Genomic DNA, 25197 nt, shown 5'->3' with positions numbered 1-25197 from the left:
ATGCTGATCCGGCTCGCGATCGCCGAGGCGATCGCGACGGGAACGATTCGGGTGCAGTACCGGCGCTGGGCGAAGCGGCGCGTCAAGGCGGGTACGTGGATCCACACGCCGGCCGGTGTCGTCGTCGTGGACTCGATCACCGAGTGCGACCCCGAGTCGCTCACGGACGACGATGCCCGCGCGGCGGGGGAGCCCTCGATCTCGGCCTTGCGCAAGGGGTTTCGGGGCGCTGACGGTGATCCCGTCTGGCGGGTCGAGGTGTCGTTCGGTGGCGGGGAGGCCGGAGGCCGGCCGGATCGGGGCGGGAAGGCCGGAGGCCGGCCGGATGGGGGCGAGGACCCGCGAGTGGGGCTGCGTGCGGACGACGATCTGTCCGACGACGACGTCGCCATGGTGACCACGAAGCTCGATCGCATGGACGAGCGTGCCGACGCGCCGTGGGCCTGGCGCACCCTCGAGCTGATCCGGGAGCGCCCGGCGGTGCTGGCGGCGGACCTCGGCGCCGTGCTGGGACTCGAACGCGACGTGTTCAAGCCGAGGGTGCGCCGGCTGAAGGCGCTGGGTCTGACCGAGAGTCTGAAGGTGGGATATCGGCTGTCTCCGCGAGGCGAAAAGCTGTTGGACATCAGGCGGTCGGACAGGTAAGTACCGGTCATGTTAAAAATTTCGTGTGGTTCGACACATGAACGACATGCGCACTCGGTAACGTGCCGTTCACCGAACCACCGGAACGACCCGGCCGGACGGGACGCGACGCGCGCTTCCGACACCGCGGGCCCAGACTCACGAAGGACATCCACACCATGAGCGTGCCCTCCCGAGGACGCACGGCGCGGCGCACCGCAGCCGTGTCCATCCTGTCCGTCGCGGCTCTCACCGCGGCAGCGTGCGGCTCCGGCCGCACCGACGACGGCGGCGGCGCAGGCGGTGAGGGCGGCGGCGAGGCGCTCGTCGTCGGCACCACCGACCAGGTCTACTCGCTCGATCCTGCCGCCTCGTACGACAACGGCTCGTTCACGATCATGAACCAGGTCTATCCGTTCCTGATGAACTACGCCCCCGGCAGCGACGAACTGCAGCCCGACGCCGCCGAGAGCTGCGAGTTCAGTCAGCCGACGGTCTACACCTGCACGCTGAAGGACGACCTGACCTTCGCCAACGGCCACGCGCTGACCAGCGAGGACGTCAAGTTCTCGTTCGATCGCATCGTGTCCATCAACGATCCCAACGGCCCGTCCTCGCTGCTGGCCAACCTGGACTCGGTGGCCGCGCCGGACGACAAGACCGTCGAGTTCACGCTGAAGGCCGCGAACGACCAGACCTTCCCCCAGGTTCTCGCCACCAACACCGGGCCCATCATCGACTCCGAGGTCTTCCCGGCCGACTCGATCATGGACGACAACGCGGTCGTGGCGGCCAAGCCCTTCGCCGGCCCCTACTCGATCGACAGCTACGAGAAGAACTCCCTCGTCAGCTTCTCCGCCGCGGCGGACTACAAGGGCGTGCTGGGCGAGCCCAAGACCGGATCGGTCACCCTGCGCACCTACACCAGCGCGGACAACCTCAAGCTCGACATGCAGAACAAGTCCATCGATGTCGCGTGGCGTTCGCTGACCCCGACCGACATCGAGTCGCTCGACCAGGTGGACGGCCTCACCGTCCACGAGGGCCCCGGCGGCGAGCTCCGCTACATCGTCTTCAACCAGAACACGATGCCCGGCGGCACACCCGAGCAGAAGCTCGCGATCCGCAAGGCCATGGCCGCCTCGGTGGACCGTGACGCACTGTCGGAGAACGTCTACAAGGGCACGTTCACGCCCGCGTGGTCCGTGGTGCCCAGTGGCCTCGAGGGCGCGAACACCGCGTTCAAGGACGTCTACGGCGAGGCCCCGAACAAGGACGAGGCAGCGAAGTTCCTGTCCGACGCCGGTGTGCAGACCCCGGTCGCGGTCAATCTGCAGTACAACCCCGATCACTACGGTTCCTCGTCGTCGGAGGAGTACGCGGCGGTCAAGGCGCAGCTCGAGAGCTCGGGCCTGTTCACGGTGAACCTGCAGTCCACCGAGTGGAACACCTACAACAAGGAACGCGTCGCGGACACGTACCCCGTCTATCAGCTCGGCTGGTTCCCGGACTTCCCGGATGCGGACAACTACCTGACGCCGTTCTTCGCACCGGACAACTTCCTGCAGAACCACTTCGAGAACCCCGAGATCACGGCGCTGATCGACTCCGAGCGGACCGAGACCGACCCGGCTCGCCGCTCCGAGATCATCGGTGAGATCCAGACGCGGATGGCGCAGGACTTCGTGTCCACGCTGCCGCTCCTCGAGGGCAAGCAGATCGCGATCTCGACGGACGAGGTCCAGGGTGTCGACGAGACTCTCGACGCCTCGTTCAAGTTCCGCTTCACCCCGCTCACGAAGGGCTGATCCATGGTCACCACCACGCCCGACGAGGCGTCGGTGGGGAAGCAGTCACGGGCGAGCGCGTCGTCACGCTACGGCGCGCTCGCCCGTTATCTCGTGATCCGGTTCCTGCTGATCATTCCCACGGCATGGATCCTGGTCACGGTCGTCTTCTTCCTCATGCGCGTTCTCGGCGATCCCATCAGTGCTGCCCTCGGTGGACGACTGCCCGCCGACCAGATCGCCGAACGACGCGCCGCGGCCGGCTACGACCGGCCGATCCTGGTGCAGTACTGGGAGTACCTTTCCGGACTGCTGCGGGGAGACTTCGGTCGCTCCGCGACCAGCAACCAGGAGATCAGCGGTGTGCTGATCACCAACGGCGCGGCGACGCTGGAACTCGCGTTCTGGGCGTTGCTCGTCGCGTTCGCCGTCGGCATCCCCCTCGGCTTCTACGCCGCGACCCGCCGCGACTCGATCTCCGACGGCACCCTGCGCATCCTGGCGATCCTGTTCTACGCGGCGCCGGTGTTCTTCGTCGGCATGCTGCTCAAGCTGGTCTTCGCCGTGAAGCTCGGGTGGCTGCCGGTGGCGGGCCGGGCGAGCACCAACGTCGAACTGGCACTGCAGAACGTGTCACCGAAGACCAACATCCTGCTGATCGACTCGATTCTCTACGGGGAGCCGAGCTACACCGTCGACGTGCTGAAGCACGCCGTGCTCCCCGCGGTCGCGCTCGGACTTCTCACCGCCGGCGTGTTCCTGCGCCTGGTGCGGGTGAACCTTCTGCAGACCCTGCAGTCCGGCTACGTGGAAGCTGCGCGCGCACGCGGACTCTCGGCGCGCGTCGTCGCCCGGCGGCACGCCTTCCGCAACGCGCTCATCCCGGTCGTCACCGTGATGGGGCTGCAGATCGCCATGCTGCTGGGCGGCGCGGTGCTCACCGAGACGACGTTCGAGTGGCAGGGACTGGGCTATCAGCTCGCTCGCTACCTGCAGGCGCGCGACTTCATCGCCGTCCAGGGCATCGTCACGTTCCTGGCTATCGTCGTCGCGGTCGTCAGCTTCCTCACCGACGCCATCGTGGCGATCGTCGATCCACGAGTGAGGTTCTGATGAGTATCGAGATGAGCGTCGGCTCGATCGAGGCGCCGAAGCGACGTCGGGGTGTACCCGGCCTGTCGATCATCCGCTCGAGTGCCGGACTGCAGAAGGCCACCATCGTCATCGGGCTCGTGCTGGTGGTGCTGTTCGTGATCATGGCGGTCTTCGCTCCGCTCATCGCGCCGTACACCTTCTCCCAGACGTCCGCCGACGGCGTGGAGTTCGCGCGCCAGGCGGCGCCGAGTGCGGACCACATCTTCGGGACGTCGGTGCGCGGAGAGGACGTGTTCTCCCGCGTCGTCTACGGCGCACGGACCGCCCTGCTCGTCATCGTCACGTCGCTGGTGCTGTCGATCGTGGTCGGCGTTCCCCTCGGACTGCTCTCCGGCTACGTCGGCCGGTGGGTGGACCGGGTGTTGGTCCTCTTCATGGACGCGATGTACGCGTTCCCGAGTCTGCTTCTCGCCGTGGTGGTCTCGATCGTCGTCGCCGGAGGCCAGTCCAGCAGTTTCGGTGGTGTCCTCTCGGCCGCGATCGCCATCACCGCCGTCTTCGTGCCGCAGTACTTCCGCGTGGTGCGCAACGCGACGGTCTCGGTGAAGACCGAGCCCTACGTGGACGCGGCGCGGGTCACCGGCGCCGGCCCGGTGCGGATCATGTTCCGCCACATCCTCGCCAACGTCACGCAGACACTGCCGGTGATCCTCACGCTCAACGGCGCCGAGGCCATCCTGACTCTGGCGGGTCTCGGCTTCCTCGGGTTCGGCATCGAGCCGACGTCCGCGTCCGAGTGGGGATACGACCTCAACAAGGCGCTGCCGGACATCTCCAACGGCATCTGGTGGACGTCGATCTTCCCCGGCACGGCCATCGTCCTGGTCGTGCTCGGTATGACCATGGTGGGCGAATCCGTCAGCGAGACACTCAATCCCGTTCTGAGAACCAGACGCAAGCAGAAAGATCCCTCATGACGGCCTCAGCGTCCACCCCGCAGGCGGCTCTGACCCTCGAGGCACTGTCGGTCAGCTTCGCCACCGACGCGGGGCCCGTCGACGCCGTCAAGAAGGTGAGTTTCGAGGTCTTCCCGGGCGAGGTCCTGGCCGTCGTCGGCGAATCGGGCTCCGGGAAGTCGGTCAGCGTCCGCTCCGCCATCGGGCTGCTCCCGGACACCGCCCGCGTACGCGGAACCGTCACCGTGGGGTCCCGCGAGGTGACGTCGCTGTCGGACAAGCAGTGGGCCGATCTCCGCGGCAACGCCGTGGCGATGGTGTTCCAGGAACCCGGCAGCGCCCTCGACCCGCTGTTCACCGTCGGTTTCCAGATCGTCGAGGCCCTGCGAGCTCACGCCGGACCGGACGGGAAGGTGCTGGACAAGAAGTCCGCCCGCGTCCGGGCGATCGAGTTGCTCACCATGGTGGGTCTGCCCGACCCGGAGCGGCGATTCGGCTACTTCCCGCACGAGTTGTCCGGTGGCCAGAAGCAGCGTGTGATGATCGCGATCGCCATCTCGTGCGAGGCGAAGGTGATCATCGCGGACGAGCCGACGACGGCACTCGACGTGACCGTGCAGGCCGAGATCCTCGACCTGCTGCGCGACCTCAAGGACCGTCTGGGTTGCGCGATCGTGCTGATCACGCACAGCATGGGCGTGGTGGCGGACATCGCCGATCGGGTCGTCGTCATGAAGGACGGCGAGGTGGTCGAGGAGGCACTCGTCCACGATCTCTTCGCTGCGCCGAAGGCCGACTACACGAAGACGTTGCTGGCGGCGGTCCCGACGCTCGATCCCGTGGTCACCGATCGCACCGTCTCGGACGAGGTGGTGCTGTCGGTGCGCGATCTCGTCGTGCAGTTCCCCGGCGGCATCGGTCAGCCCGTCTTCCGGGCCGTCGACTCGGTGACCTTCGATCTGCACCGCGGCGAGACCCTCGGTCTGGTGGGGGAGTCCGGTTCGGGCAAGTCCACCATCGGCCGTTGCGTGGCCGCACTGCAGAAGCCGACGTCCGGCTCGGTGGACGTCCTCGGTCAGGACGTGGGCAGGCTGCGGGGGTCCGCGCTGAAGAGTCTGCGCAAGCGTTTCGGATTCGTGTTCCAGGATCCGTCCACGTCGCTCAACCCCCGACTGACCGTCGGCCAGTGCATCGCCGAGCCGATGATCGTGCACAAGGCCGGGTCGAAGGCGGACATCGCGCGCACGGTCGTGGAGTGGCTCGATGCGGTCCAGCTCCCGAAGGGCACGGAGAAGCGGTACCCGCACGAGCTGTCGGGGGGTCAGCGTCAGCGGGCATCGCTGGCGCGGGCACTCGTCCTGAAGCCGGATCTGCTGGTCGCCGACGAACCGACCAGCGCGCTGGACGTCTCGGTGCAGGCCGCGGTTCTCGACCTCTTCGAGGAACTGCAGACCGAACTGCACTTCGCGTGCCTGTTCATCAGTCACGACCTCGCCGTGGTCGACCGCCTCGCGCATCGGGTGGCGGTGCTGCGGGGCGGCGCCGTCGTCGAGCTCGGGACGCCCGGACGGATCCTCCGGGATCCGGCGGAGGAGTACACCAAGCGCCTGATCGCGGCCATTCCCAGGCCCGAGGTGACACGAGACCGGAAGGACCGATAGGCCTCCGGTACCGTTAGGGCCGCATCCGACCCTCCCGGGTACTCACACACAGATCAGGCTGGAGCAGTACACCCATGACCGATGACACCCACCAGCCCGGCGCAGGAGCCTCGTACGCAGCGGCAGGAGTGGACATCGAAGCCGGTGATCGTGCCGTCGAGCTGTTCGCGCCCCTCGCCAAGCGGGCGTCGCGACCGGAGGTCATGGGCGGTCTCGGTGGGTTCGCCGGCCTGTTCGCGCTGAAGGGCGGATACCGCGAGCCGCTGCTCGCCGCGTCCACCGACGGTGTGGGCACCAAGATCGCGGTAGCGCAGGCTCTGGACAAGCACGACACGGTGGGACTCGACCTGGTCGCGATGGTCGTGGACGACCTCGTCGTCTGCGGCGCCGAGCCGTTGTTCCTGCAGGACTACATCGCGGTGGGGCGCGTGGTGCCCGAGCACGTCGCGCAGTTGGTCAAGGGCATCGCCGACGGCTGCATCCTGGCCGGATGCGCACTGCTGGGCGGCGAGACCGCCGAGCACCCCGGCATGATGGCGGACGGCGAGTACGACCTGTCCGCGACGGGTGTCGGCGTCGTCGAGGCCGACCAGGTACTGGGCCCGGACCGGGTGCGTCCCGGCGACGTGGTCCTCGCGATGGGGTCCTCGGGACTGCACTCCAACGGCTACTCCCTCGCTCGCAAGGTTCTGCTCGACATCAGCCGCATGTCGCTCACCGGTCATGTCGAGGAGTTCGGCCGCACGCTCGGCGAGGAGATGCTCGAACCCACCCGCATCTACGCCAAGGACTGCCTCGCCCTCGCGGCGGAGACGGACGTGCGGACGTTCTGCCACGTCACCGGTGGTGGCCTGGCTGCCAACCTCGCTCGCGTCATGCCGAAGGGCCTCGTCGCCGAGCTCGATCGCGGAACGTGGAGCCCGGCTCCGATCTTCGCGATGATCGCGCAGCGCGGACGCGTGGAGCGCGAGGAGATGGACCGCACGTTCAACATGGGCGTCGGCATGGTCGCGATCGTGGCACCCGAGGACGTCGACCGCGCCCTCGCCGTGCTCACTGCTCGCCACATCGACTGCTGGACGCTGGGGACGGTCAAGAAGTCCGCCGACAGCGGAACCGACGAGCGCGCCGTGCTGACGGGTAATCACCCGCGTTTCTAGGTTCTCGTTTGTCGCAGGACTGGTCGGGCACCCGACCGGCATGACGACGTACGACGGATTCGACACCCTCCCGATCGCCGGTCAGTGGCGAGTGGGCCGAGACGGCCGCACCGCCGACGACGTGAACCCGTACTCGGGCGACGTCCTGACCACCCTCCCGCTGGCCGATGCGGCCGACGTCGACGCAGCGTTCACGGCGGCGAGCATCGCGCAGCGGGACTGGGAGTCCACGCTCCCGACCGAGCGTGCGGACGTGTTCCACCGCGCAGCGCGCATCATGGAGGAGCGCAAGGACGAGATCGTGGACTGGCTCGTCGCGGAGGTCGGCGCCATCCGCCCCCGCGCCGAGTGGGAATGGCTGGCCGTCCGCGCGGTGATGCTCGAATCGGCGAGCTACCCCACTCGATCGGCCGGGCGCATCCTCTCTGCCGCCCTGATCGACGGCAAGGAGAACCGCGTGTACCGGCGGCCCCTCGGCGTGGTCACGGTGATCAGTCCGTGGAATTTCCCGATGCAACTGTCCGCCCGCTCGGTGGCGCCCGCGCTGGCGCTCGGCAACGCAGTGGTGCTGAAGCCCGCGAGCGACACCCCCGTCACCGGCGGACTCCTGCTGGCCAGAATCCTCGAGGATGCCGGGTTGCCCGCCGGCCTGCTGTCCGTCGTCGTCGGCAAGAGCAGCGAGATCGGTGACGCCGTGACCTCGCATCCCCTCACACGGCTCGTGTCGTTCACGGGTTCGACGCCCGTGGGGTCGGGCATCGCGGCGTCGGCGCCGCTCACCAGGATGTCCCTCGAACTCGGGGGCAACGGGCCTCTGGTCGTGCTGGAGGACGCGGACGTCGAGGCAGCCGTGAACGCGGCGGTCTTCGGGTCGTTCTTCCACCAGGGTCAGGTGTGTATGGCGACCAACCGGGTGATCGCGGTCGATGCGGTGCACGACGAGGTGGTGGACCGGCTCACCGAGCGGGTCCGGTCACTGCGCACCGGCGACCCCGCCGATCCCGACACACAGATCGGCCCGATCATCAACGACGCGCAGGTGGAGTCAATTCTCGACCGGATCTCTCGCGCGGAGTCGGACGGCGCGGAGATTCGCGTGCGCGGAGAGCGTTCGGGACCGGCCGGGCGGGTGCTGGGCCCACATCTCGTGCTGGGAACGAACGGCGTCGCGACCGCCGCCGAGGAGGTGTTCGGACCCGTCGCCACGGTGATCCGCGCAGACGGGGAGGACGACGCCGTCCGGATCGCGAACGACACCGAGTACGGGCTCTCCAGCGCGGTGTTCTCGCGAGACGTCGAGCGTGCGGCCCGGGTGGCGACGAGACTCGACGCCGGAATGACACACGTGAACGACACCACGATCAACGACGAGCCCAACACCGCGTTCGGCGGCGAGAAGAACTCGGGCATCGGTCGTTTCGGCGGCGAGTGGGCCATCGACGAGTTCACCACCGACCACTGGATCAGCGTCCAGCACACGCCGCGACAGTATGCGATCTGACCTGCGCGTGAAGAACCTCGCACACACGACCGTGCGGGGCGTCCCTGAGTCGGAACGCCCCGCACGGTCGTGTGTGCGATGTGAGAATTCCCCCCGTGTCAGGGGATGCGGTCAGCGCCGCCAGTCGTCGTAGTCGTCATCGTCGTGTCGGGACGGCTCCCGATCGGCGATGCCGTTGCGGTGCGAGTCGGGGGAACCTGTGAGCTCTCGTTGGAGACTCTCGAAGTCCGTGGACGGTGAGCTGTACTTGAGCTCACGTGCAACTTTGGTCTGCTTTGCCTTAGCCCGGCCGCGGCCCATGGCTAACCCCCTCGCGAGTAGCGGGGCGGCCTGGGATTTTTTGGCGGCCCCGTCTGATTGTGTGTTCTTCCTGCCCACACTCTAGCGTGCGAATCGGGTCTGCGCTTCCACCGGCGCCGGTGTCACACCGACGGTGCGCGCCGCGCCGCCCGGGCCGCCATGTCGCGGGCCTCGCGGTAGACCTTGGGCGCCAGATCGGGGGTGTTCAGAAGGATCTGCATCGCCTCCGCCGACACCCCGGTGAAGAGGTCCCGCACGGTGACTCCGTGGTCGGGAACGGACACGATCTCGATGTCGTCGCCCGCCGAGAGCGCGCCGACTCGCACGACGCGCATGTACGCCCCGACATCGCCCCGCGCGGTGAAACGCTTGACCCAGGTCTTCTCGCCCGTCCACCGCGCGAAGGCGGCACACGGGCGCCGCGGAATGGTCACCTCGAGCTCGGCGGTGCCCACCGACCAGCGCGTTCCGACGACCGCATCGGTGACGGGCAGTCCGCTCACGCGCAGGTTCTCACCGAACCACCCCGCGGGAACCTCCCGGCCGAGTTCCTCGGCCCACCTGTCGGCCTCGGCCTCGTCGTACGCGTAGACCGCCTGGTCCGCGCCGCCGTGGAAGGTGACGTCGCAGGAGCGATCACCGTGCAGACCGAGCTCGGTGACGTCGACCGGTCCGGACACCGCTCGCTTGTCGATGGCGGAGTCGACCACCGCCGGCCGAGAGATGGGGTGGATGGTGTGCACGACGCACACCGACAGCACGCGTCCCGACGGGGCCGGCTGCGTCACCGGCCGCGCAGCCGATCCACCGCGGCGCGGCCCGCCTGGACCGCGGTGTCCAGGACGTAGGAGTCGGGATCGATCGAGGCGGCACACGGCCCGGCGTCGAGCGTGGTCTCCACCGGCACCGCGCGCTTGATCTGTGCGAGCGCGATCGGTCCGAGCTCGAAGTGATCGACGACGGTGCCGATGCGGCCCACGGATCGGCCGCCGACGGTGACGTCGTCGCCCGTCTCCGGTCGACCGTCCGCGGAGCCGTCGAGGTGCAGCAGGACCAGTCGGCGCGGAGGCTTGCCCAGATTGTGGACGCGCGCCACCGTCTCCTGTCCGCGGTAGCACCCCTTCTCGAGGTGGACGGCCCCGAACTCGGTGACCCCGCCGATCCAGCCGACCTCGTGGGGAATCGTGCGGTCGTCGGTGTCGAGACCGAGGCGTGGTCGACCGGACTCGACGCGCAGCGCCTCGAACGCCCAGCTGCCCGCCTCACGCGCACCCGCGACGACGAACTTCGCCCACCACTCGTCGAGACGGTCGGCGGGGACCAGGACGTCGAAGGAATCGGTGCGGGTCGGCCACGGCATCCGGCGGACGAGACCGGCGTCGGGGTTCGCGGCGTCGAGCGGAAGGGCGTCGTACGGCATCGCGGGCACCTCGGCGCCCACCGCTCGCAGGATGGAGCCTGCCTTCGGGCCGAGCAACGACACGACGACCCGTTCGCTGCCGCGACGCGGCGCGGCCTTCGACCAGAACACCATCTTCGACAGGAAGGCGAGAAGGTCCGGTCCGCGGTCCGCCTCGGTGTCGATCCAGGTGGTGCCGCCCAGGTCGGTCATGACCATGTGGTGTTCGACGCGCCCGTTGACGTCCAGGCTCAGGTTCTCCGCGGAGGCTCCGTCGGCAAGCGTCGCGACGTGCTGGCTGGAGATGGTGTGCAACCAGGTCAGTCGCTCCTCGCCGGTGATCGCGATGACGAACCGGTTCGACCGATCGACGACCGCGGCGGTCGTGACGGCGGCGCGCTGCTCACCCAACGGATCCCCGTAGTGCCAGGCGGTTCCACGATCGGGACCGTCCTGGGGTGCGGCCACCGCGCCGGGGCGGGCCAGAACGGGGGAGGAGTACAGGCCAGGGGTCTCGGACACCCCACCAGTCTAGGAGCGGACTGCCCGGTCCGGCCACGGCACTACCCTCGGGGCCATGACTTCACGCGTGGTGGTGACCCTGGACGGTGCCGTGCTCGATCCGACCGAGCCTGTTCTGCATGCCGACGACCTGGCGGCGGTGCGCGGGGACGGCATCTTCGAGACCGTGCTGATCCGCGAGGGTCGGGCGTGCCGACTCGACGCTCACCTCGCCCGCCTCACCCGGTCGGCGGCCATGCTCGACCTCGCGGAACCGGACGTCGACGCATGGCGGCGCGCGGTGGACGTGGCACTCGCGCAGTGGGAGAAGACCGGTGGCGGCGAGGGTGCGATGCGGCTGCTGCTGAGCCGGGGGCGCGAGGGCGCGGACGGTGCCGAGACGGCGCTCGTCATGGTCTCCGCCGTCGCCGATCGCGTCACCCAGGCGCGCGCGGAGGGCGTGTCGGCCCTGACCCTGAACCGGGGTTTCTCCATCGACGCGACACAGCAGTCGCCCTGGGCCCTGCTCGGTGCGAAGACTCTGTCCTACGCCACCAACATGGCGGCCCTGCGCCACGCGGCACGAGAGGGCTTCGACGAGGTCGTGTTCCGCAGTATCGAGGGGCAGGTGCTCGAGGGTCCACGGTCGAGCGTGCTGGCCGTGGTGGATCGCCGCATGGTCACGCCTCCGGTGGAGCACGGGGTGCTGCGCGGCACCACGGTGGACGCTCTCTTCGAGGTCGCGGGCGACGCCGGCTTCGACTGTGCGCACGAGCCGTTGCGGGTGGCCGATCTGATCCTGGCCGACAGTGTCTGGCTGATCTCCTCCGTCACGCTGGCCGCGCGCGTGCACACGCTCGACACCACGCACCTCAAGGAGATGCCGTCGGACCGCGTCGTGCGCGAACTGGTGGACACCGCCGTCGCGCGTTGACGCGCGCCACAGGTAACGGTGGACACAGTCCATCGCCTACTACTACGCGTAGTAGTAGCGTCGGCCCCGTAGGCAGGATCCCCGCCTCGCAGCCGACGACAAGAAGCTGGTCATGGACGCACTCGATGTCTCACGATGGCAGTTCGGAATCACCACCGTCTATCACTTCCTGCTCGTCCCGCTGACCATCGGACTCGCTCCGATCGTCGCCGCGATGCAGACCATGTGGGTGATCACCGGCAAGGACTCCTGGTACCGGCTCACCAAGTTCTTCGGCAAGCTCTTCCTCGTCAACTTCGCACTCGGCGTCGCCACCGGCATCGTCCAGGAGTTCCAGTTCGGCATGAACTGGTCCGAGTACTCGCGGTTCGTGGGCGACGTCTTCGGTGCGCCGCTCGCGCTCGAGGGCCTCGTCGCGTTCTTCCTCGAGTCCACGTTCCTCGGGCTGTGGATCTTCGGGTGGCAACGGCTGCCGAAAGTCGTTCACCTGGCGACGATTTGGCTGGTGGCCATCGGGGTCAACGCCTCCGCCTACTTCATCATCGCCGCGAACTCGTGGATGCAGCATCCGGTGGGGGCCGTCTACGACCCGGACACGGGGCGTGCCGAGCTCGTCGACTTCTGGGCCATGCTCACCAACAACACGGCGCTCGCGGCGTTCCCGCACGCGGTGGCCGGATCCTTCCTCACCGCAGCGACATTCGTCGCCGGCATCGCCGGGTGGTGGATGGTGCGCAGCGCACGTCGCGGCGACGTCGGCCCCTCGTCGGAGGCCCGCTCCATGTTCCGCCCCGCGGCCCGGCTGGCATTCGTCGTCATGATCGCCTCCGGCGCTGCACTCGCGATCACCGGAGACGTGCAGGGCAAGCTGATGTTCGAGCAGCAGCCCATGAAGATGGCATCGGCAGAGTCGCTGTGTCACACCGAGACCGGCGCCTCGTTCTCGATCCTCACCATCGGCACCCACAACAACTGCGACAGCGTCCAGCACATCGTCGCGATCCCCGGCCTGACGTCGTTCCTCGCGAAGAGCGACGTCGACGCGACCGTCCAGGGGGTCACCGAGCTGCAGCAGCAGTACGAGGAGCAGTACGGACCGGGTAACTATCGGCCCAACCTCTTCGTGACCTACTGGGCCTTCCGGATGATGATCGGCCTCGCCGCCGGGTCCGCCGTGCTCGCGCTCGCCGGCCTGTGGGTCACTCGAGGTGGCCGAGTTCCGGACCAGCGCTGGTTCTCCCGGCTCTCACTGCTCGCGATCCCGACACCCTTCCTGGCGAACAGTGCGGGCTGGATCTTCACCGAGATGGGCCGCCAACCCTGGATCGTCGCGCCCAACCCCAGCGGAGTCGACATGATCCGCCTGACGGTCGACCAGGGCGTGTCCGACCACCCCGTCGCTCTGGTGGCGGCGTCCCTCGCGACGTTCACCGTCCTCTATGCCGGGCTCGCTGCCGTCTGGTTCCTGCTCATGCGTCGCTACGTGCAGGCAGGTCCGCTCGAGCACGACAGGCACCCCCACGACGACGACGGTGGCGACACCGACGCCGACGCCCGCCCGCTCTCGTTCGCCTACTGACCCGCCGGAGACATGATCATGGGAACGCCCGAATTCTGGTTCGCCGTCGTCACCGCATTGTTCGTCGGATACTTCGTTCTCGAGGGGTTCGACTTCGGGGTCGGCATGCTCATGCCCGTGCTCGGTCGATCCGGCCGGGACGACGCCGAGACCCGACGTCGCGTCGTGCTCAACACGATCGGTCCGGTGTGGGACGGCAACGAGGTGTGGCTCATCACGGCGGGAGGAGTGCTCTTCGCGGCCTTCCCCGAGTGGTACGCGACGCTCTTCTCCGGCTTCTATCTGCCGCTGCTGCTGATCCTCGTGGCGCTCATCCTGCGTATCTGTGCCATCGAGTACCGCGGCAAGATCGACGACCCCGTGTGGCGGCGTCGGTGCGACCTCGGTATCGGGATCGGTTCCTGGGTGCCCGCGGTGCTGTGGGGCGTCGCCTTCGCGAACATCGTGCGCGGTGTCGCCATCGACGCGGACAAGAAGGTCACCTCGGGACTGCTCGACCTTCTCACTCCCTATGCGCTGCTGGGTGGTGCGACCACGGCGATGCTCTTCGCGTTCCACGGTGCCGTGTTCATCGCCCTCAAGACGGCCGGCGAGGTTCGAGCGGACGCATCGAGACTCGCTGCGGCACTGATCGTTCCGACCGTGGTGGGCGCCGGGGTGTTCGCGCTGTGGACTCAGCTCGCGCACGGGAAGGGCTGGACCTGGTGGATCGTCGCCGCTGCCGTGGCAGGGCTGGCGACGGCAGCGCTGGCCGTGCTGCGCGGGCGAGACGGATGGGCCTTCGTCGGCACCACCGTGACCATCGGCGGAGCCGTGCTGTTGCTCTTCTGCTCACTGTTCCCGGACGTGATGCCCTCGACCATCGACGCCGCGTTCTCGCTGACCGTCGACAACGCGTCGTCCTCCGCGTACACGTTGCGCATCATGGCGTGGCTGTCGGCGATCGTGGCACCTGTGGTCCTGGCCTACCAGGGCTGGACCTACTGGGTCTTCCGTCGGCGCATCTCGACGACGCAGATCCCGGCGTCCATCGGCCTGGCGAGCACCCGATGACCGCGACGAGGCGGCCCCGGGGACCGATCGACCCCCGGTTGTGGCACCGGTCGGTGCCCGTCCGTCGTCACCTCGTGGGGTCGGTGGCGCTCTCCCTGGTGACGACCGCGTGCGTCGTCGTCATCGCCGTCGTCGTCGGGACCGTGCTGGGCGGCGCGGTCACCGACCCGACCCGTCGGACGGTCGGAGCCTGGACCACCGAGCTGACGGTCCTGGCTGCCGCCGTACTGGTCCGCGTCCTCGCGTCGTGGGCGCGGTCGAGGTATGCGCACCGCTCGGCGGTCCGAGTCGTGCGCGGGTTGCGCGCGGACATGCTGGACGCGGCCACGACGACGCGCTCGCGCGGCGGGGAGGATCGGGGCGAGTGGTCGACGGTGGTCACGCGTGGTCTCGACGGACTGGCGCCCTACCTCACCGACTACGTCCCGGCCCTCGTCCTGGCGGCGACCGTCACGCCGATCGTGACCCTGGTGATCGCGTTCGTCGATCCGCTCTCCGCGGTGATCGTGGCGGTCACACTCCCGACGATCCCGGTGTTCATGATGCTGATCGGTCTGATGACCCGCGGGCGGTCCCGACGAACCCTCGACGCGATGACGCGACTGTCCTCTCAGCTGATGGACCTGCTCGCCGGAATCCCGACACTGCGCGCACTCGGCCGGCAGGACGGGCCGGCCGCGCGGGTCGGCGAACTCGGGGACGAGCACCGCCGCCGGACGATGGCCGCACTGCGCGTCGCCTTCCTCTCGTCCATGGTGCTCGAACTGCTGGCCACGCTCGGCGTCGCACTCGTCGCGGTGTCGATCGGTCTACGCCTCGTGTACGGCGACATGGAACTGGCACCCGGCATCACCGCGCTCATTCTGGCGCCCGAGGTCTACCTGCCGCTGCGCGCACTCGGTGCCGCCTTCCACGCGTCCGAGGACGGTGCGGAGGCCGCGGGACGTGCCTTCGCTCTGCTTGAGAGCGCCGAGTCGCAGGCGCCGCGTGACCAGCGGACGGCCGCACCGCCCACCGGTCCGGTCACCGTCGTCCTGACGAACCTGTCGGTCCGCGGGCGGGACGGGTGGGCACCCCGCCACCTCGACGCGACGTTCCGGGCGGGACGGGTGACGGTGCTGACCGGCGCCAACGGGACCGGGAAGTCGACGGTCCTGGCGTCCGTTCTCGGGCTCGTCGATCCCGACGAGGGGTCCGTCTCCCTCGTGGGCTCCGACGGGGTTCGGGTCGACCTGTCGACCGTCGACCTCGACCGGTGGTGGCGCCGTGTGACCTGGCAGCCGCAGCGTCCGGCCGTCGTCGCCGGATCCGTCGCCGACAACCTCGACCTCGGGGCGCGTGGTGACGTGGCCGAAGCTGCTCGCGCCACGGGGTTCTCGTCCGTCCTGGCGTCCCTGCCCCGCGGAGCCGCGACGATGCTCGGCGCCGGGGGAGTGGGACTGTCCGTCGGAGAAGCCCAGCGGTTGGCCCTGACGCGCACTCTCGCCGCGACGGAATCCGTCGTGCTCCTGGACGAACCGACCGCCCACCTCGACCCGGAATCGGCGCGTCGGGTGCTCGGGTCCCTGCGGGCCGCGGCCGACGGCGGCCGCACCGTCGTCATCGTGGGGCACACGCCCGAGGTGCTCGCCGCCGCGGACACTGTCGTGCACGTGGACCGAGCGGCGGTGTCGGCATGAGCGATCTGACGCGGGCACTGCGGCTGCTCGACCTGCCGCCGGGGCGCGTCGCGCAAGCCGTGGCGGCGGGAGTCGCGACGCTGGGCAGTGCACTCGCGCTGTCCGCGCTCTCGGCCTGGCTCATCACGCGGGCATGGCAGATGCCGCCGGTGTTGCACCTCTCGGTGGCCGTGGTCGCGGTGCGCGCGCTCGGCATCACGCGCGGCGTGTGTCGGTATCTGGAACGACTGGCCACTCACGACGTCGCACTGCGCGGGACCGTCCGTGCGCGGTCCACCCTGTACCGCGAACTTTCGCAGGGTGATTCGGCCACGGCGGTGACGACGCGGCGAGGGGATCTCCTCGTGCGGACCGGCGCCGACGTGGACGCCGTCGGCGACGTGGTGGTGCGCGCCCTCGTTCCCGTCGCCGTCGCCGCGGTGGTCTCGGCCCTCGCGGTCGGACTCGTCGCCGTGTGGTCCCCTGCCGCGGCAATCGTCCTGGCGGTCGCGCTGCTCGTCTCCGGGGTCGTGGCGCCCTGGTCGAGCGCCAGGGCCGAGCGGGCCGTCGCCGAGGATCTCGTCGCTGCGCGAGCCGACTTCGCCGCCCATGCCGTCACCGCGATCGACCACGCCGCCGAACTCCGGGTGTCCGGGCGACTGGCAGACGTGCGACGCCGCGCCGACGAGGCCGACCGCGCCGTCGGTGCCGCGCAGGACCGCGCCGCCGGGTGGTCCGCCCTGTCCGCCGCGGCGACCCCGCTGTCGATGGGAGTCGCGGTGCTGGGCGCCCTCGCCGTCGGCATCTCGGCGTACGGCACCGCATCGGGGTTCGCGGGCGGCACCGACCCCACCGGGCTCGCCGTCGTGGTGCTGGTTCCGCTCGCCGCGTTCGAGGCGACGGGTGCGATACCCGCCGCCGCGGTGGCGTGGGTGCGCGGATCCGCGGCGGCTCGGCGGATCATGGCTCTCGTGGACGAGGCCCGCTCCGGGCCGGCGGTGACGCCGAAGGACGACCAGTCGCCGTCGCCGTCGGTGCGCCTCGAGGTGTGCGACGTCGTCGCAGGCCGCGGCGGATCGCGGACCGCGCCGGTATCTCTGGTGGTGGAACCCGGTGCGCGCCTGGCGATCAGCGGACCCAGCGGCGTCGGCAAGTCCACGCTCGCCATGACGATCGCGGGGCTCGTCGCCCCCGCCGCGGGCGCCGTGCTCGTCGACGGCAGGTCCGTCGGCGAACTGTCCGAGGACGCGGTGCGCCGGACGGTGTCCTACGTCGCCGAGGACGCCCATGTCTTCCGGACCACCGTTCTGGAGAACCTCCGTGTGGTGCGCGGTGACGTGACCGAGACGGAGGCGACGGCGGCACTCGACCGGGTCGGGCTCGGCGACTGGGTGCGCGCACTGCCCGACGGTGTGCACACGGACCTCGATGGCGGCGCGGAGGTGCTGTCCGGCGGACAGCGTCGCCGACTGCTGCTGGCCCGCGCGACGCTCTCGCGGGCGGCGGTGATCATCGTCGACGAGCCCACCGAACACGTGGACGACGTGTCCTCCGCCGCGTTGCTCGCCGCGATGCTCGATCCCGACGGTGGACTGTTCGATCGGGCGACGACCGTTCTGGTCGTGACGCATCGACCGGTGCCGACGGGCGTTCGAGTGGTGACCGTGAGCGGTGAACGTCAGGTGTGTTCGCTCACGGAAAAAGACGTTGCCGACCGGGCTGATCCACGCGTAGCGTCGTCTGTACACGAGAGAGGAGGTGGTCTGGAATTGTATGACTCTTGGACGCGTGAGGTGGCTGCCCGCTAGCCGCAACCGCTGACGGTTCTTCTCTCACCGCGCGAGCGGCGGGCGAATACCAGGCAGCTACCCGACCCCCGAGCCCTCGGTCCGTCCAGACCGAGACCCGTACTCCTGCAACGGTGTACCGGTAGGGCTCGGGGGTCGTCCCATGTCCGGACCAGGCCCGCGCGCCTGGTCTTTCCCGTTCTGCCGAGCAGACCCCCTCGCCTGTGTCACTGTGGGGGACATGACGAGTGACGAGCAGCCCGACACGACGAACACCGACGACACGTCCTCCGACACCGGTTTGGCGAACGAGGAGACCGTGGGCCCCGAGCTGACGCAGGAGGACCTCGATCGCGCCGGCGAGAAGATGGACGGCCTCAATGCGCGGTACGAGACCGGTGCGCGCGAGACTGTGACGCTGCCCGGCACCGGCGGCACAGTGTCCGGTACCGCGTTCGCGGACTTCGACGAGGACGGTGCCTCCGAAAAATCCGACACCGAGAAATCCGACACCGACAAGGCCGACACCGGTTCCGGGAAGGATGCGGAGAGCGAGAAGGGCGAGCGTCAGCCCACGTAGCGTTCGAGGCGGGCGGACAGCCGGGGCTCGAGATCGCCGTCCGGTCCGACCCGCTCCTCGACGTACGCGAGATCGCCACCCTCGACGATGCCGTAGAGACGCTTCGCGCCCCCGACCAGCGCCGCCGACGTGCTTCTGATGACCACGTCGGTGGCCAGCTCCCAGGACGACTGCGTCAGTGCGCGGCCGTAGTACAGCTCGATGAGCCCGCTCGCGTGGGTCAGTAGGAGCTCGAGAGTCTCCTCGCCGTCGTCACCGGGCTCACCGGTTCCGCTCACCCGCCAGAAGCCGGACTCGCGCAGGTCGCGACCGGCGTAGGCGCCGTTCTCGTCGACGCGCCAGGTGCGGGACTCCCACGACAGGTAGGGACCGCCGTCGTGGCTCACGACGATCTGCTGTCCCAGTGTGTAGTCGCCCTCGGCGTCGTGTCCCTCACCGGTGCCGCGCCACACGCCGACCAGCGGCAGCAGTGCCAGCATGGAGTGCGAGATGTCGGGACCCTGCCGCAGATTGGCGGTGTCACCGTCACCGGGCAGATCGGGGAGCAGCGGGATGTTGCGCCCGGCCGTCTCCTTGGCCCGTTCCTCCGCACGCGCGACCGCGGCGTCACCGCTCAGGCGGGGCGCCGGGGTGCCGAACTCGTCGGTCACGACTCGTCGGTGACCAGGCGATAGACGACGTACAGCGAGAACCAGGCGATGAGGATCGACGCCAGGATTAGGAGTGCTTCGAAGAATAGGACCACGCACCGATTGTAGACCGGCGGTGTCGTGGATCTGCCACGGGCCGCCGTCGCGATCGGTCGACGCAGGCGGTCCGCAGACTGTGTGACGGATGACAACCTGTGCCGGGTCCGGTGACGCGATTCATTGTTTAAGGTCGTGAGGTTCTGGAACCGAGAGACGAGGGTGATCCATCCATGCTTCGTGTGACCGGGCTCGACCCGACCGACCGTCGGCGGACCGGGCCGACGAGGATCGTGCTGCGCGCGGCGACCGCTGCCCTCGCGACACTGCTGTTGTGCGCGATCCCTGGAGGACTGGCGGGGGCGGCACCGATCACCCCCTCCGATCCGCTCGGTCTGGGCGACGACCCCGTCGAGTCGGTGCTCGACACGTTCGGGCTGGGCACGAAGGTCGATCAGGATCCGAACAACTACGCGTACGACTGCCCCGACGTACTCATCGTCGCCATCACGGGCGCGACGGACTCGGAGTCGGACCGGAACCCCGTCGACGAGGTGGACCGGCTGCCGTGGTCCAACTGGGTCGGCAACGTGACCGTGCCCGCGGGGGAGGCCTCGGCGTCCACGCCCGGACGAGTCGGTTGGGTGTACGTGCCGTACGCGTCGGAGTACGGCGTGGCCGTGGCCGAGCCGGTGCCCACCTATCAGGAATCCGTCGCCGAGGGCCTCGCGACCATGGGCCGGATGATCGACGCCAACAAGACCGCGTGCGGCACGTCGACGAAGTACGTGCTGCTCGGCTACAGCGTGGGTGCCGAGGTGGTCGAGCGCCTCGCCGTCGACATCGGGTCCCGACCGTCCACGGCGCACGTGACGTCCGACGACATCGCCGGGGTCGCCCTCGTCGGAGATCCGTACCGCCCTGCCGGCACTGCGTCTCTGGACAAGCCCGGTCCGCCGGGTGGTGGCTTCATGTCGTCCGAGCCGAAGGACTACGGAACCCTCACGAACAAGATCCGGTGGGCGTGCCGTCCGATGGACATCGCCTGTGACGCACCGGAGAACCTCGGCGTCCTGCCGTTGGCGCTCAACGTCTTCGGGCGGATGCACTTCACCCTGCTCGATCCGGGCCGCACCGTCACCGAGTTCGTCGCGGTCTCGTCCGACGTCGCGGCTCGCACCATCGCGCACGTCTTCAGCGACCCGGACTTCGCCACGTCGGACGAGTCGCTGCTCGACGTGATGCTCCGGGTGTCGGACCGCACCCAGCCACTGCCGGACGAGAGGTCGCCGACGCCGCGCGAGATGTTCGACGCAGTGACGTGGGCGCTCGGTCCCGGCCGCCCCGTCGTCGAGGCCAAGCTGCAGGCGGAGGCCGTGGGGTTCGGCGAGGACAACGCCGACATCCCGCAGCTGTTCGAGAAGCCCTACGTCGAACTGGGGTTTCTGCAGCACCTCTACTACTGGGACAACTTCCCGGACAACGGCCGCGACTGGGAGAGCGAGAAGATGATCCGCTGGATCACCGACCTCGCTCGCGAGCAGAGCGAGGCCCGTCCGGTCGACGAGCCGGCCGCTCCTCCTGCGGGAGACACGACGGCGCCCGCCGAGCCCCGCGTGATTCCCCCGGTGAATCCCGGCTATCTCGCGCCGCCGGCGCAGCCCGTGGAGGCGGTGCCGTCGACGTGGGAGGAAGTGCTGAAGTCCCTCGGCCTCCCGCCGGAGCCCGGCAAGTAGTTCCCGCGGTCGGATCGCACACCCTCCACGACGCGAACACCCTCCCCAGCACGCTGGGGAGGGTGTTCGGCTGAAACGAGAGGTGTTCGGTCAGGCGCCGATCGAGATCTCGGCCTCGTGGAGGCCGGCGGACTCGGGCGAGATGGTCACGTCGCCGTTGCCGGACGCGGACAGCGCGCGCAGCGTCCAGGTGCCGGGGGCCGCGAAGAAGCGGAAGTCGCCGGTTCCGGACGCGACGACCTCGGCGGTGAACTCACCCGTGCTGTCGAGCAGGCGCACGTACGCACCGCCGACGGGCTGACCGTCCGACGCGGCCAGGACACGGCCCGTGATGACCGTCTCCTTCTCCACGTCGACGCCGGCGGGAAGGGTCTGTCCCTGAGCAGGTGCTCCACACATGATTACGCTCCCAACTCGATAGGTGCTCCCACGAGGGAGCCGTACTCGGTCCAGCTGCCGTCGTAGTTCTTGACGTTCTCGTAGCCCAGCAGCTGCGTCAGTGCGAACCAGCTGTGCGACGAGCGCTCGCCGATGCGGCAGTACGCGATCGTGCCCTTGCTCGGATCGATGCCGACACCGTCGTAGAGCTCCTTCAGTTCCTCGTCGGACTTGAAGGTGCCGTCCTCGTTCGCTGCCTTGCTCCACGGCACGTTGACGGCGCCGGGGATGTGGCCGGGACGCTGGCTCTGCTCCTGCGGGAGGTGCGCCGGCGCCAGGATCTTGCCCGAGTACTCGTCGGGGGAGCGGATGTCGAGGAGGTTCTTGGTGCCGATGGCGGCGATGACCTCGTCGCGGAACGCGCGGATCGACAGGTCGGGAGCCTCGGCCCTGTAGGACGTTCCCTCGCGGGAGACGGCGTCGGTGCTCAGCGGACGACCGTCCAGTTCCCACTTCTTGCGGCCGCCGTCGAGCAGACGGACGTCCTTGTGGCCGTACAGCTTGAAGTACCAGTAGGCGTAGGCCGCGAACCAGTTGTTGTTGCCGCCGTAGAGGATCACCGTGTCGTCGTTGGCGATGCCGCGCGTCGACAGCAGGTCCGAGAACTGCTCCTGGTTCAGGAAGTCACGAAGGACCGGATCCTGGAGGTCGGACTTCCAGTCGAGCTTGACGGCACCCTCGATGTGGCCGGTGTCGTAGGCGCTGGTGTCCTCGTCGACCTCGACGAACACGGTCTTGGGAGCATGCAGGTTCTGCTCGGCCCAGTCGGCAGTGACCAGGACGTCGGAGCGAGCCATGTGGTTCCTTTCGATTCTTCTCTGACAGGTGGTGGGTGGTTCAGGTGGTGGCATGTCGAGCCGGCAGGAGCCGACTCGCGAGTGGGTAGATCTTGCAGCCCAGGCAGATTCCGAACGCCGCGTTCAGCACCGCGGCGAACAGGGCCAGACCCGTGGCGACGGTGCCGACGGTCGTCGAGGACAGCGCGAACCCGAGGGTTCCCACGATCGAGAAGGCGAATCCCAGTCCCTGCGCGAACCGCAGGGGGGTCGTCGGTTCGGTCTCCGACACCGGGCCCAGGCGCGGTGCGACGACGGCGCGGAACACGCGTCCGTAAGGATGCGCTGCAGGCCCGGCAGCAGCGCCGTACGCGAAGACCAGCGTCTGCAGGCCCAGGAGCACCGCTGCAGCGGTGAGCGACACCGTCGACACGAGCAGCGTCACGACGAGGACGCCGGTGGTCACCCAGGCGACGAAGCGGGGACCACGAACGTCGACCTGCGGGGGAATGGATGACATCGAGATGCTCCTGGAGTGGAGGAAGGGGGACCGAGCGGATGCGCGTGGTCTCCGGCGATCGTCGAGCGGTCCGAGGTCGGTACAGCACGGCTGTACCCGGGCGGACGGATCGACGAGGGGAGGACCGTCGTCAGCGGCAACGGCAGCAACAGCCACCGAGGCGGCACAGGTCCACTGTGCGGCGTCGGGTGAGCAGAAGCTCGTGGCTGGCGGTCACGTCGGCCATGGTACCCACGCCGGTCCCGATCCAGAAGTTCCGGGTGTCGCTCGTCACTCCGACGAGGGTGAATCGGACGCCGAGAGCACGGCGGCCCGCAGGTCCTTCGACGACGGCACACCCGACGCGCGCGATCGTTCCCGCATCGCCCCGTCGAGCACGAAGGTGGTCGGGAGAGACATCACGCCGAAGTCGCGGGCGAGCTGCGGGTTCTCGTCCATGTCCACCTCGACGTCGGACACGCGGTGCCCCGCCGACTCGAGGTCGGTCACCACGGCGGACACGACGCGTCGCACCGCCGCGCACGGGCCGCACCAGGTGGCGGAGAAGTGGAGCACGGTCACCGCGCCGTCGGTGGCGCCGGCGGCGCGCAGAGCGTGAGCTCGCGAGCCCGACGCGCCGCCGCGATCCGACGTGCGGACGGCGCCCTCGCGGCGGCGGACCCACAGGCCCACCACGGCGGCGAGCGCCAGGGCGACGAGAAGGACGACGACGGCGCTCACGGCGTACGGATCTCGTCGAGTTCGATGGTGACGTCCTCGGCGCTGCCCTCGATGACGATCTGCCCGCCCTCCGCGTAGACCGACGTGGGGAGGATGCCGAACGGCAGCTGCTGCTCGTCGATCGTGCGGGTGAACAGGCCCAGGACCGCGGGCTTCAGGAAGTCGGGGATGGTGAAGTCGGCCTGGCCCTCGGGCCCGAAGTAGAGGTCCGACGCGACGATGGACACGGTTCCACCGTCGAGCCGGAGCTCGGCGGTGACGCTGACCGCGGTGTCCAGGGGACCGACGGGCACGGTGCCCGTGAGGACCACGGCCCCGGCGGTGGTCTCGCCGGAACCGCCCGAACCGCCCGTGCCGTCGGAGCGGTCGGCGGGGGGAGTGGAGACCTGGAGGTCGGGGATCTCGAGGAACCGGCCGAGGTCGGTGGCGTCGATACGGACGCGCGCGTCGAGTTGATCCATGGGCACCGTGCGCACCGATCCGTCGAGCAGGTCGGATGCCGGAATACGCACGCCGCGCAACGTCGCCTCGATGGTCGTCTTCTCGACGTAGTCGGTGGGGACGTCCTGCGCTCGGATCTCCACGCGGCCGTACCTGCCGTCGGCCGCCTGGGTCAGGAACGGGAAGCCGTGGATGGTCACCTGCGGATCGGACACCAGATCTCCGCCGTCCCGCAGTGCCCGCGAGACGCGGTACTCCGAGTAGGCGGCGGTGCCGAAATCGGCGGCCAGAGCGAGCGCCAGGACGAAGACGAGCCCGACGATCAGTTTTCGCACGGAGTTCCTCTCGGGCGGTTCGGTGTCCTGCGGGCGGGTCCCGAGGCGGGCGGTGGCGGCTCGCAGCCGACTGTCCTGCCTTCCGACAGGTTAGTCTGTGACCGAAGAACAACCGGAAGTGCCGGTCGCGGACCCGCTGGTGGGCTCGTCCGGCCGGAGAAGAGTGGACGAGGAGGCCCTGTGGAGTTGCTGCTGCTGACCTCCGATCCGGATCCGGAGTCCGTGCTCCCGTCCCTCGCGCTCCTGGCGCACACGGTGCGTCCCGCACCGACCGAGGTCTCGTCGTTGCTCGAGGCCGGGAGCGCGGACATCGCGCTCGTCGACGCCCGCACCGATCTGGCCGCCGCGCGCGGACTGTGTCGACTGCTCGGCAGCGCCGGCTCGTCGGTACCCGTGGTGGCGGTGCTCACCGAGGGCGGTCTGGTCGCCGTCAACGCGGAGTGGGGCCTCGACGACATCCTGTTGCCCACCACCGGACCCGCGGAGCTCGATGCCCGGTTGCGTCTGCTCGTGGGCCGCCACGGAGGCGTCAGCAGTCCCGAGGCCTCGGGGAAGATCACTCTCGGCGAGCTCGTCATCGACGAGGGCACCTACACCGCCCGTCTGCGCGGGCGACCGCTCGACCTCACCTACAAGGAGTTCGAACTCCTCAAGTACCTCGCCCAGCACGCGGGCCGCGTCTTCACCCGGGCGCAGCTGCTGCAGGAGGTGTGGGGGTACGACTTCTTCGGCGGTACCCGCACTGTGGACGTGCACGTCCGGCGTCTGCGCGCGAAGCTCGGAACGGAGTACGAGTCGCTCATCGGCACCGTGCGCAACGTGGGATACAAGGCCGTGAGACCGAGCCGGGCAGGTAAGGGCGCGGCGGGCAGCGACGACGCGGTCGACCTGCCGTCGGACGGCGACCTGGACATCGAGAACGACACGGCGACACCCTCGTTCGCCCCAGCTGATCGGACGGCCTTCTGAC

The 25197-nt window shown here is 69.1% G+C and carries 24 protein-coding genes; 15 read left to right on the top strand and 9 right to left on the bottom strand.

Annotated features, from left to right (window positions below; translation table 11 throughout):
* The 7 genes from J4E04_RS16755 (at nucleotide 1) to J4E04_RS16725 (ending at nucleotide 8784) form a co-directional block, all read left to right on the top strand.
* Nucleotides 1–645, top strand: a complete 645-nt coding sequence (locus J4E04_RS16755) for an ASCH domain-containing protein (RefSeq protein WP_490149058.1) — start codon at nucleotides 1–3, stop codon at nucleotides 643–645.
* Nucleotides 646–803: 158 nt separating this feature from the next.
* Nucleotides 804–2432: an ABC transporter substrate-binding protein gene (locus J4E04_RS16750; protein WP_056447497.1), complete on the top strand. Its 1629-nt coding sequence runs from the start codon at nucleotides 804–806 to the stop codon at nucleotides 2430–2432.
* A 3-nt stretch (nucleotides 2433–2435) separates the two neighbouring features.
* A complete protein-coding gene (locus J4E04_RS16745) occupies nucleotides 2436–3524 on the top strand; it encodes an ABC transporter permease (RefSeq protein WP_081821062.1) in 1089 nt (362 codons plus the stop codon).
* Between the two features lie 11 nt (nucleotides 3525–3535).
* On the top strand, nucleotides 3536–4483 hold the full coding sequence (locus J4E04_RS16740; protein ID WP_490150565.1) for an ABC transporter permease: 948 nt from the start codon (nucleotides 3536–3538) through the stop codon (nucleotides 4481–4483).
* On the top strand, nucleotides 4480–6123 hold the full coding sequence (locus J4E04_RS16735; protein ID WP_490149057.1) for an ABC transporter ATP-binding protein: 1644 nt from the start codon (nucleotides 4480–4482) through the stop codon (nucleotides 6121–6123). The genes J4E04_RS16740 and J4E04_RS16735 overlap by 4 nt, the downstream gene beginning before the upstream one ends.
* A 74-nt stretch (nucleotides 6124–6197) precedes the next feature.
* Complete coding sequence (purM, locus tag J4E04_RS16730; RefSeq protein ID WP_027504286.1) at nucleotides 6198–7283, top strand: phosphoribosylformylglycinamidine cyclo-ligase; 1086 nt, start codon at nucleotides 6198–6200, stop codon at nucleotides 7281–7283.
* Between the two features lie 40 nt (nucleotides 7284–7323).
* Nucleotides 7324–8784 (top strand): aldehyde dehydrogenase family protein, encoded by a 1461-nt coding sequence (locus J4E04_RS16725; protein ID WP_490149056.1) that lies wholly within the window; start codon nucleotides 7324–7326, stop codon nucleotides 8782–8784.
* A 111-nt stretch (nucleotides 8785–8895) separates the two neighbouring features.
* Here J4E04_RS16725 and J4E04_RS16720 read toward each other — a convergent pair whose 3' ends face one another.
* From J4E04_RS16720 to ygfZ, 3 genes are all read right to left on the bottom strand, one after another.
* Nucleotides 8896–9084 carry a DUF3073 domain-containing protein gene (locus J4E04_RS16720; RefSeq protein WP_081821107.1) on the bottom strand — a complete coding sequence of 63 codons (189 nt, stop codon included), beginning with the start codon at nucleotides 9082–9084 and terminating at the stop codon, nucleotides 8896–8898.
* A gap of 122 nt (nucleotides 9085–9206) precedes the next feature.
* Nucleotides 9207–9872, bottom strand: coding sequence for an MOSC domain-containing protein (locus J4E04_RS16715; RefSeq protein ID WP_490149055.1), 666 nt, complete (start codon nucleotides 9870–9872; stop codon nucleotides 9207–9209).
* Nucleotides 9869–11005: a CAF17-like 4Fe-4S cluster assembly/insertion protein YgfZ gene (gene ygfZ, locus J4E04_RS16710; RefSeq protein ID WP_490149054.1), complete on the bottom strand. Its 1137-nt coding sequence runs from the start codon at nucleotides 11003–11005 to the stop codon at nucleotides 9869–9871. Before ygfZ ends, J4E04_RS16715 begins: the two co-directional genes overlap by 4 nt.
* A 55-nt stretch (nucleotides 11006–11060) precedes the next feature.
* Between ygfZ and J4E04_RS16705 the strand changes: the two genes are divergently transcribed.
* The 6 genes from J4E04_RS16705 to J4E04_RS16680 all read left to right on the top strand — a co-directional run bounded on the left by J4E04_RS16705 (nucleotide 11061) and on the right by J4E04_RS16680 (nucleotide 18575).
* Complete coding sequence (locus J4E04_RS16705; RefSeq protein ID WP_222646610.1) at nucleotides 11061–11918, top strand: aminodeoxychorismate lyase; 858 nt, start codon at nucleotides 11061–11063, stop codon at nucleotides 11916–11918.
* A gap of 112 nt (nucleotides 11919–12030) precedes the next feature.
* Nucleotides 12031–13497 (top strand): cytochrome ubiquinol oxidase subunit I, encoded by a 1467-nt coding sequence (locus J4E04_RS16700; protein ID WP_490149053.1) that lies wholly within the window; start codon nucleotides 12031–12033, stop codon nucleotides 13495–13497.
* A gap of 18 nt (nucleotides 13498–13515) precedes the next feature.
* Nucleotides 13516–14550: a cytochrome d ubiquinol oxidase subunit II gene (gene cydB, locus J4E04_RS16695; RefSeq protein WP_490149052.1), complete on the top strand. Its 1035-nt coding sequence runs from the start codon at nucleotides 13516–13518 to the stop codon at nucleotides 14548–14550.
* On the top strand, nucleotides 14547–16229 hold the full coding sequence (gene cydD, locus J4E04_RS16690) for a thiol reductant ABC exporter subunit CydD (protein ID WP_490149051.1): 1683 nt from the start codon (nucleotides 14547–14549) through the stop codon (nucleotides 16227–16229). Before cydB ends, cydD begins: the two co-directional genes overlap by 4 nt.
* Nucleotides 16226–18016 carry a thiol reductant ABC exporter subunit CydC gene (gene cydC / locus J4E04_RS16685; protein WP_490149050.1) on the top strand — a complete coding sequence of 597 codons (1791 nt, stop codon included), beginning with the start codon at nucleotides 16226–16228 and terminating at the stop codon, nucleotides 18014–18016. Before cydD ends, cydC begins: the two co-directional genes overlap by 4 nt.
* 220 nt (nucleotides 18017–18236) lie before the next feature.
* On the top strand, nucleotides 18237–18575 hold the full coding sequence (locus J4E04_RS16680; protein WP_490149049.1) for a hypothetical protein: 339 nt from the start codon (nucleotides 18237–18239) through the stop codon (nucleotides 18573–18575).
* On the opposite strand, the gene J4E04_RS16675 is transcribed toward J4E04_RS16680, so the two are convergent.
* A complete protein-coding gene (locus J4E04_RS16675) occupies nucleotides 18563–19225 on the bottom strand; it encodes a heme-binding beta-barrel domain-containing protein (protein WP_027504278.1) in 663 nt (220 codons plus the stop codon). The genes J4E04_RS16680 and J4E04_RS16675 overlap by 13 nt on opposite strands.
* A 269-nt stretch (nucleotides 19226–19494) precedes the next feature.
* Here J4E04_RS16675 and J4E04_RS16670 point away from each other — a divergent pair, with 269 nt between their 5' ends.
* Nucleotides 19495–20997, top strand: coding sequence for a cutinase family protein (locus J4E04_RS16670; protein WP_490149048.1), 1503 nt, complete (start codon nucleotides 19495–19497; stop codon nucleotides 20995–20997).
* A 90-nt stretch (nucleotides 20998–21087) separates the two neighbouring features.
* On the opposite strand, the gene J4E04_RS16665 is transcribed toward J4E04_RS16670, so the two are convergent.
* The 5 genes from J4E04_RS16665 to J4E04_RS16645 all read right to left on the bottom strand — a co-directional run bounded on the left by J4E04_RS16665 (nucleotide 21088) and on the right by J4E04_RS16645 (nucleotide 24227).
* A complete protein-coding gene (locus J4E04_RS16665; protein ID WP_027504276.1) occupies nucleotides 21088–21396 on the bottom strand; it encodes a DUF1416 domain-containing protein in 309 nt (102 codons plus the stop codon).
* Nucleotides 21397–21398: 2 nt separating this feature from the next.
* On the bottom strand, nucleotides 21399–22232 hold the full coding sequence (locus J4E04_RS16660; RefSeq protein WP_027504275.1) for a sulfurtransferase: 834 nt from the start codon (nucleotides 22230–22232) through the stop codon (nucleotides 21399–21401).
* A gap of 40 nt (nucleotides 22233–22272) precedes the next feature.
* On the bottom strand, nucleotides 22273–22731 hold the full coding sequence (locus J4E04_RS16655) for a DUF4395 domain-containing protein (RefSeq protein ID WP_222627838.1): 459 nt from the start codon (nucleotides 22729–22731) through the stop codon (nucleotides 22273–22275).
* 270 nt (nucleotides 22732–23001) lie between these two features.
* Complete coding sequence (locus tag J4E04_RS16650) at nucleotides 23002–23451, bottom strand: TlpA family protein disulfide reductase (protein WP_056446758.1); 450 nt, start codon at nucleotides 23449–23451, stop codon at nucleotides 23002–23004.
* Entirely contained in the window at nucleotides 23448–24227 is a 780-nt protein-coding gene (locus J4E04_RS16645; RefSeq protein WP_027504272.1) for an LmeA family phospholipid-binding protein, read from the bottom strand. Before J4E04_RS16645 ends, J4E04_RS16650 begins: the two co-directional genes overlap by 4 nt.
* 180 nt (nucleotides 24228–24407) lie before the next feature.
* Between J4E04_RS16645 and J4E04_RS16640 the strand changes: the two genes are divergently transcribed.
* The gene (locus tag J4E04_RS16640; protein WP_056446762.1) at nucleotides 24408–25196 is read left to right on the top strand and encodes a winged helix-turn-helix transcriptional regulator; all 789 of its coding nucleotides are present in this window, start codon (nucleotides 24408–24410) and stop codon (nucleotides 25194–25196) included.
* Nucleotide 25197: the final 1 nt, after the last annotated feature.

This window comes from Rhodococcus sp. NFXS4 (assembly GCF_058139645.1).
This window is presented reverse-complemented; position numbering and strand designations above follow the sequence as displayed.

Excerpts from the sequence above, each read along its gene's own strand:
- J4E04_RS16755 (WP_490149058.1), top strand. The coding sequence starts at position 1 with ATGCTGATCCGGCTCGCGATCGCCGAGGCGATCGCGACGGGAACGATT.
- J4E04_RS16750 (WP_056447497.1), top strand. The coding sequence starts at position 804 with ATGAGCGTGCCCTCCCGAGGACGCACGGCGCGGCGCACCGCAGCCGTG.
- J4E04_RS16745 (WP_081821062.1), top strand. The coding sequence starts at position 2,436 with ATGGTCACCACCACGCCCGACGAGGCGTCGGTGGGGAAGCAGTCACGG.
- J4E04_RS16740 (WP_490150565.1), top strand. The coding sequence starts at position 3,536 with ATGAGCGTCGGCTCGATCGAGGCGCCGAAGCGACGTCGGGGTGTACCC.
- J4E04_RS16735 (WP_490149057.1), top strand. The coding sequence starts at position 4,480 with ATGACGGCCTCAGCGTCCACCCCGCAGGCGGCTCTGACCCTCGAGGCA.
- purM (WP_027504286.1), top strand. The coding sequence starts at position 6,198 with ATGACCGATGACACCCACCAGCCCGGCGCAGGAGCCTCGTACGCAGCG.
- J4E04_RS16725 (WP_490149056.1), top strand. The coding sequence starts at position 7,324 with ATGACGACGTACGACGGATTCGACACCCTCCCGATCGCCGGTCAGTGG.
- J4E04_RS16720 (WP_081821107.1), bottom strand. The coding sequence starts at position 9,084 with ATGGGCCGCGGCCGGGCTAAGGCAAAGCAGACCAAAGTTGCACGTGAG.
- J4E04_RS16705 (WP_222646610.1), top strand. The coding sequence starts at position 11,061 with ATGACTTCACGCGTGGTGGTGACCCTGGACGGTGCCGTGCTCGATCCG.
- J4E04_RS16700 (WP_490149053.1), top strand. The coding sequence starts at position 12,031 with ATGGACGCACTCGATGTCTCACGATGGCAGTTCGGAATCACCACCGTC.
- cydB (WP_490149052.1), top strand. The coding sequence starts at position 13,516 with ATGGGAACGCCCGAATTCTGGTTCGCCGTCGTCACCGCATTGTTCGTC.
- cydD (WP_490149051.1), top strand. The coding sequence starts at position 14,547 with ATGACCGCGACGAGGCGGCCCCGGGGACCGATCGACCCCCGGTTGTGG.
- cydC (WP_490149050.1), top strand. The coding sequence starts at position 16,226 with ATGAGCGATCTGACGCGGGCACTGCGGCTGCTCGACCTGCCGCCGGGG.
- J4E04_RS16680 (WP_490149049.1), top strand. The coding sequence starts at position 18,237 with ATGACGAGTGACGAGCAGCCCGACACGACGAACACCGACGACACGTCC.
- J4E04_RS16670 (WP_490149048.1), top strand. The coding sequence starts at position 19,495 with ATGCTTCGTGTGACCGGGCTCGACCCGACCGACCGTCGGCGGACCGGG.
- J4E04_RS16665 (WP_027504276.1), bottom strand. The coding sequence starts at position 21,396 with ATGTGTGGAGCACCTGCTCAGGGACAGACCCTTCCCGCCGGCGTCGAC.
- J4E04_RS16660 (WP_027504275.1), bottom strand. The coding sequence starts at position 22,232 with ATGGCTCGCTCCGACGTCCTGGTCACTGCCGACTGGGCCGAGCAGAAC.
- J4E04_RS16655 (WP_222627838.1), bottom strand. The coding sequence starts at position 22,731 with ATGTCATCCATTCCCCCGCAGGTCGACGTTCGTGGTCCCCGCTTCGTC.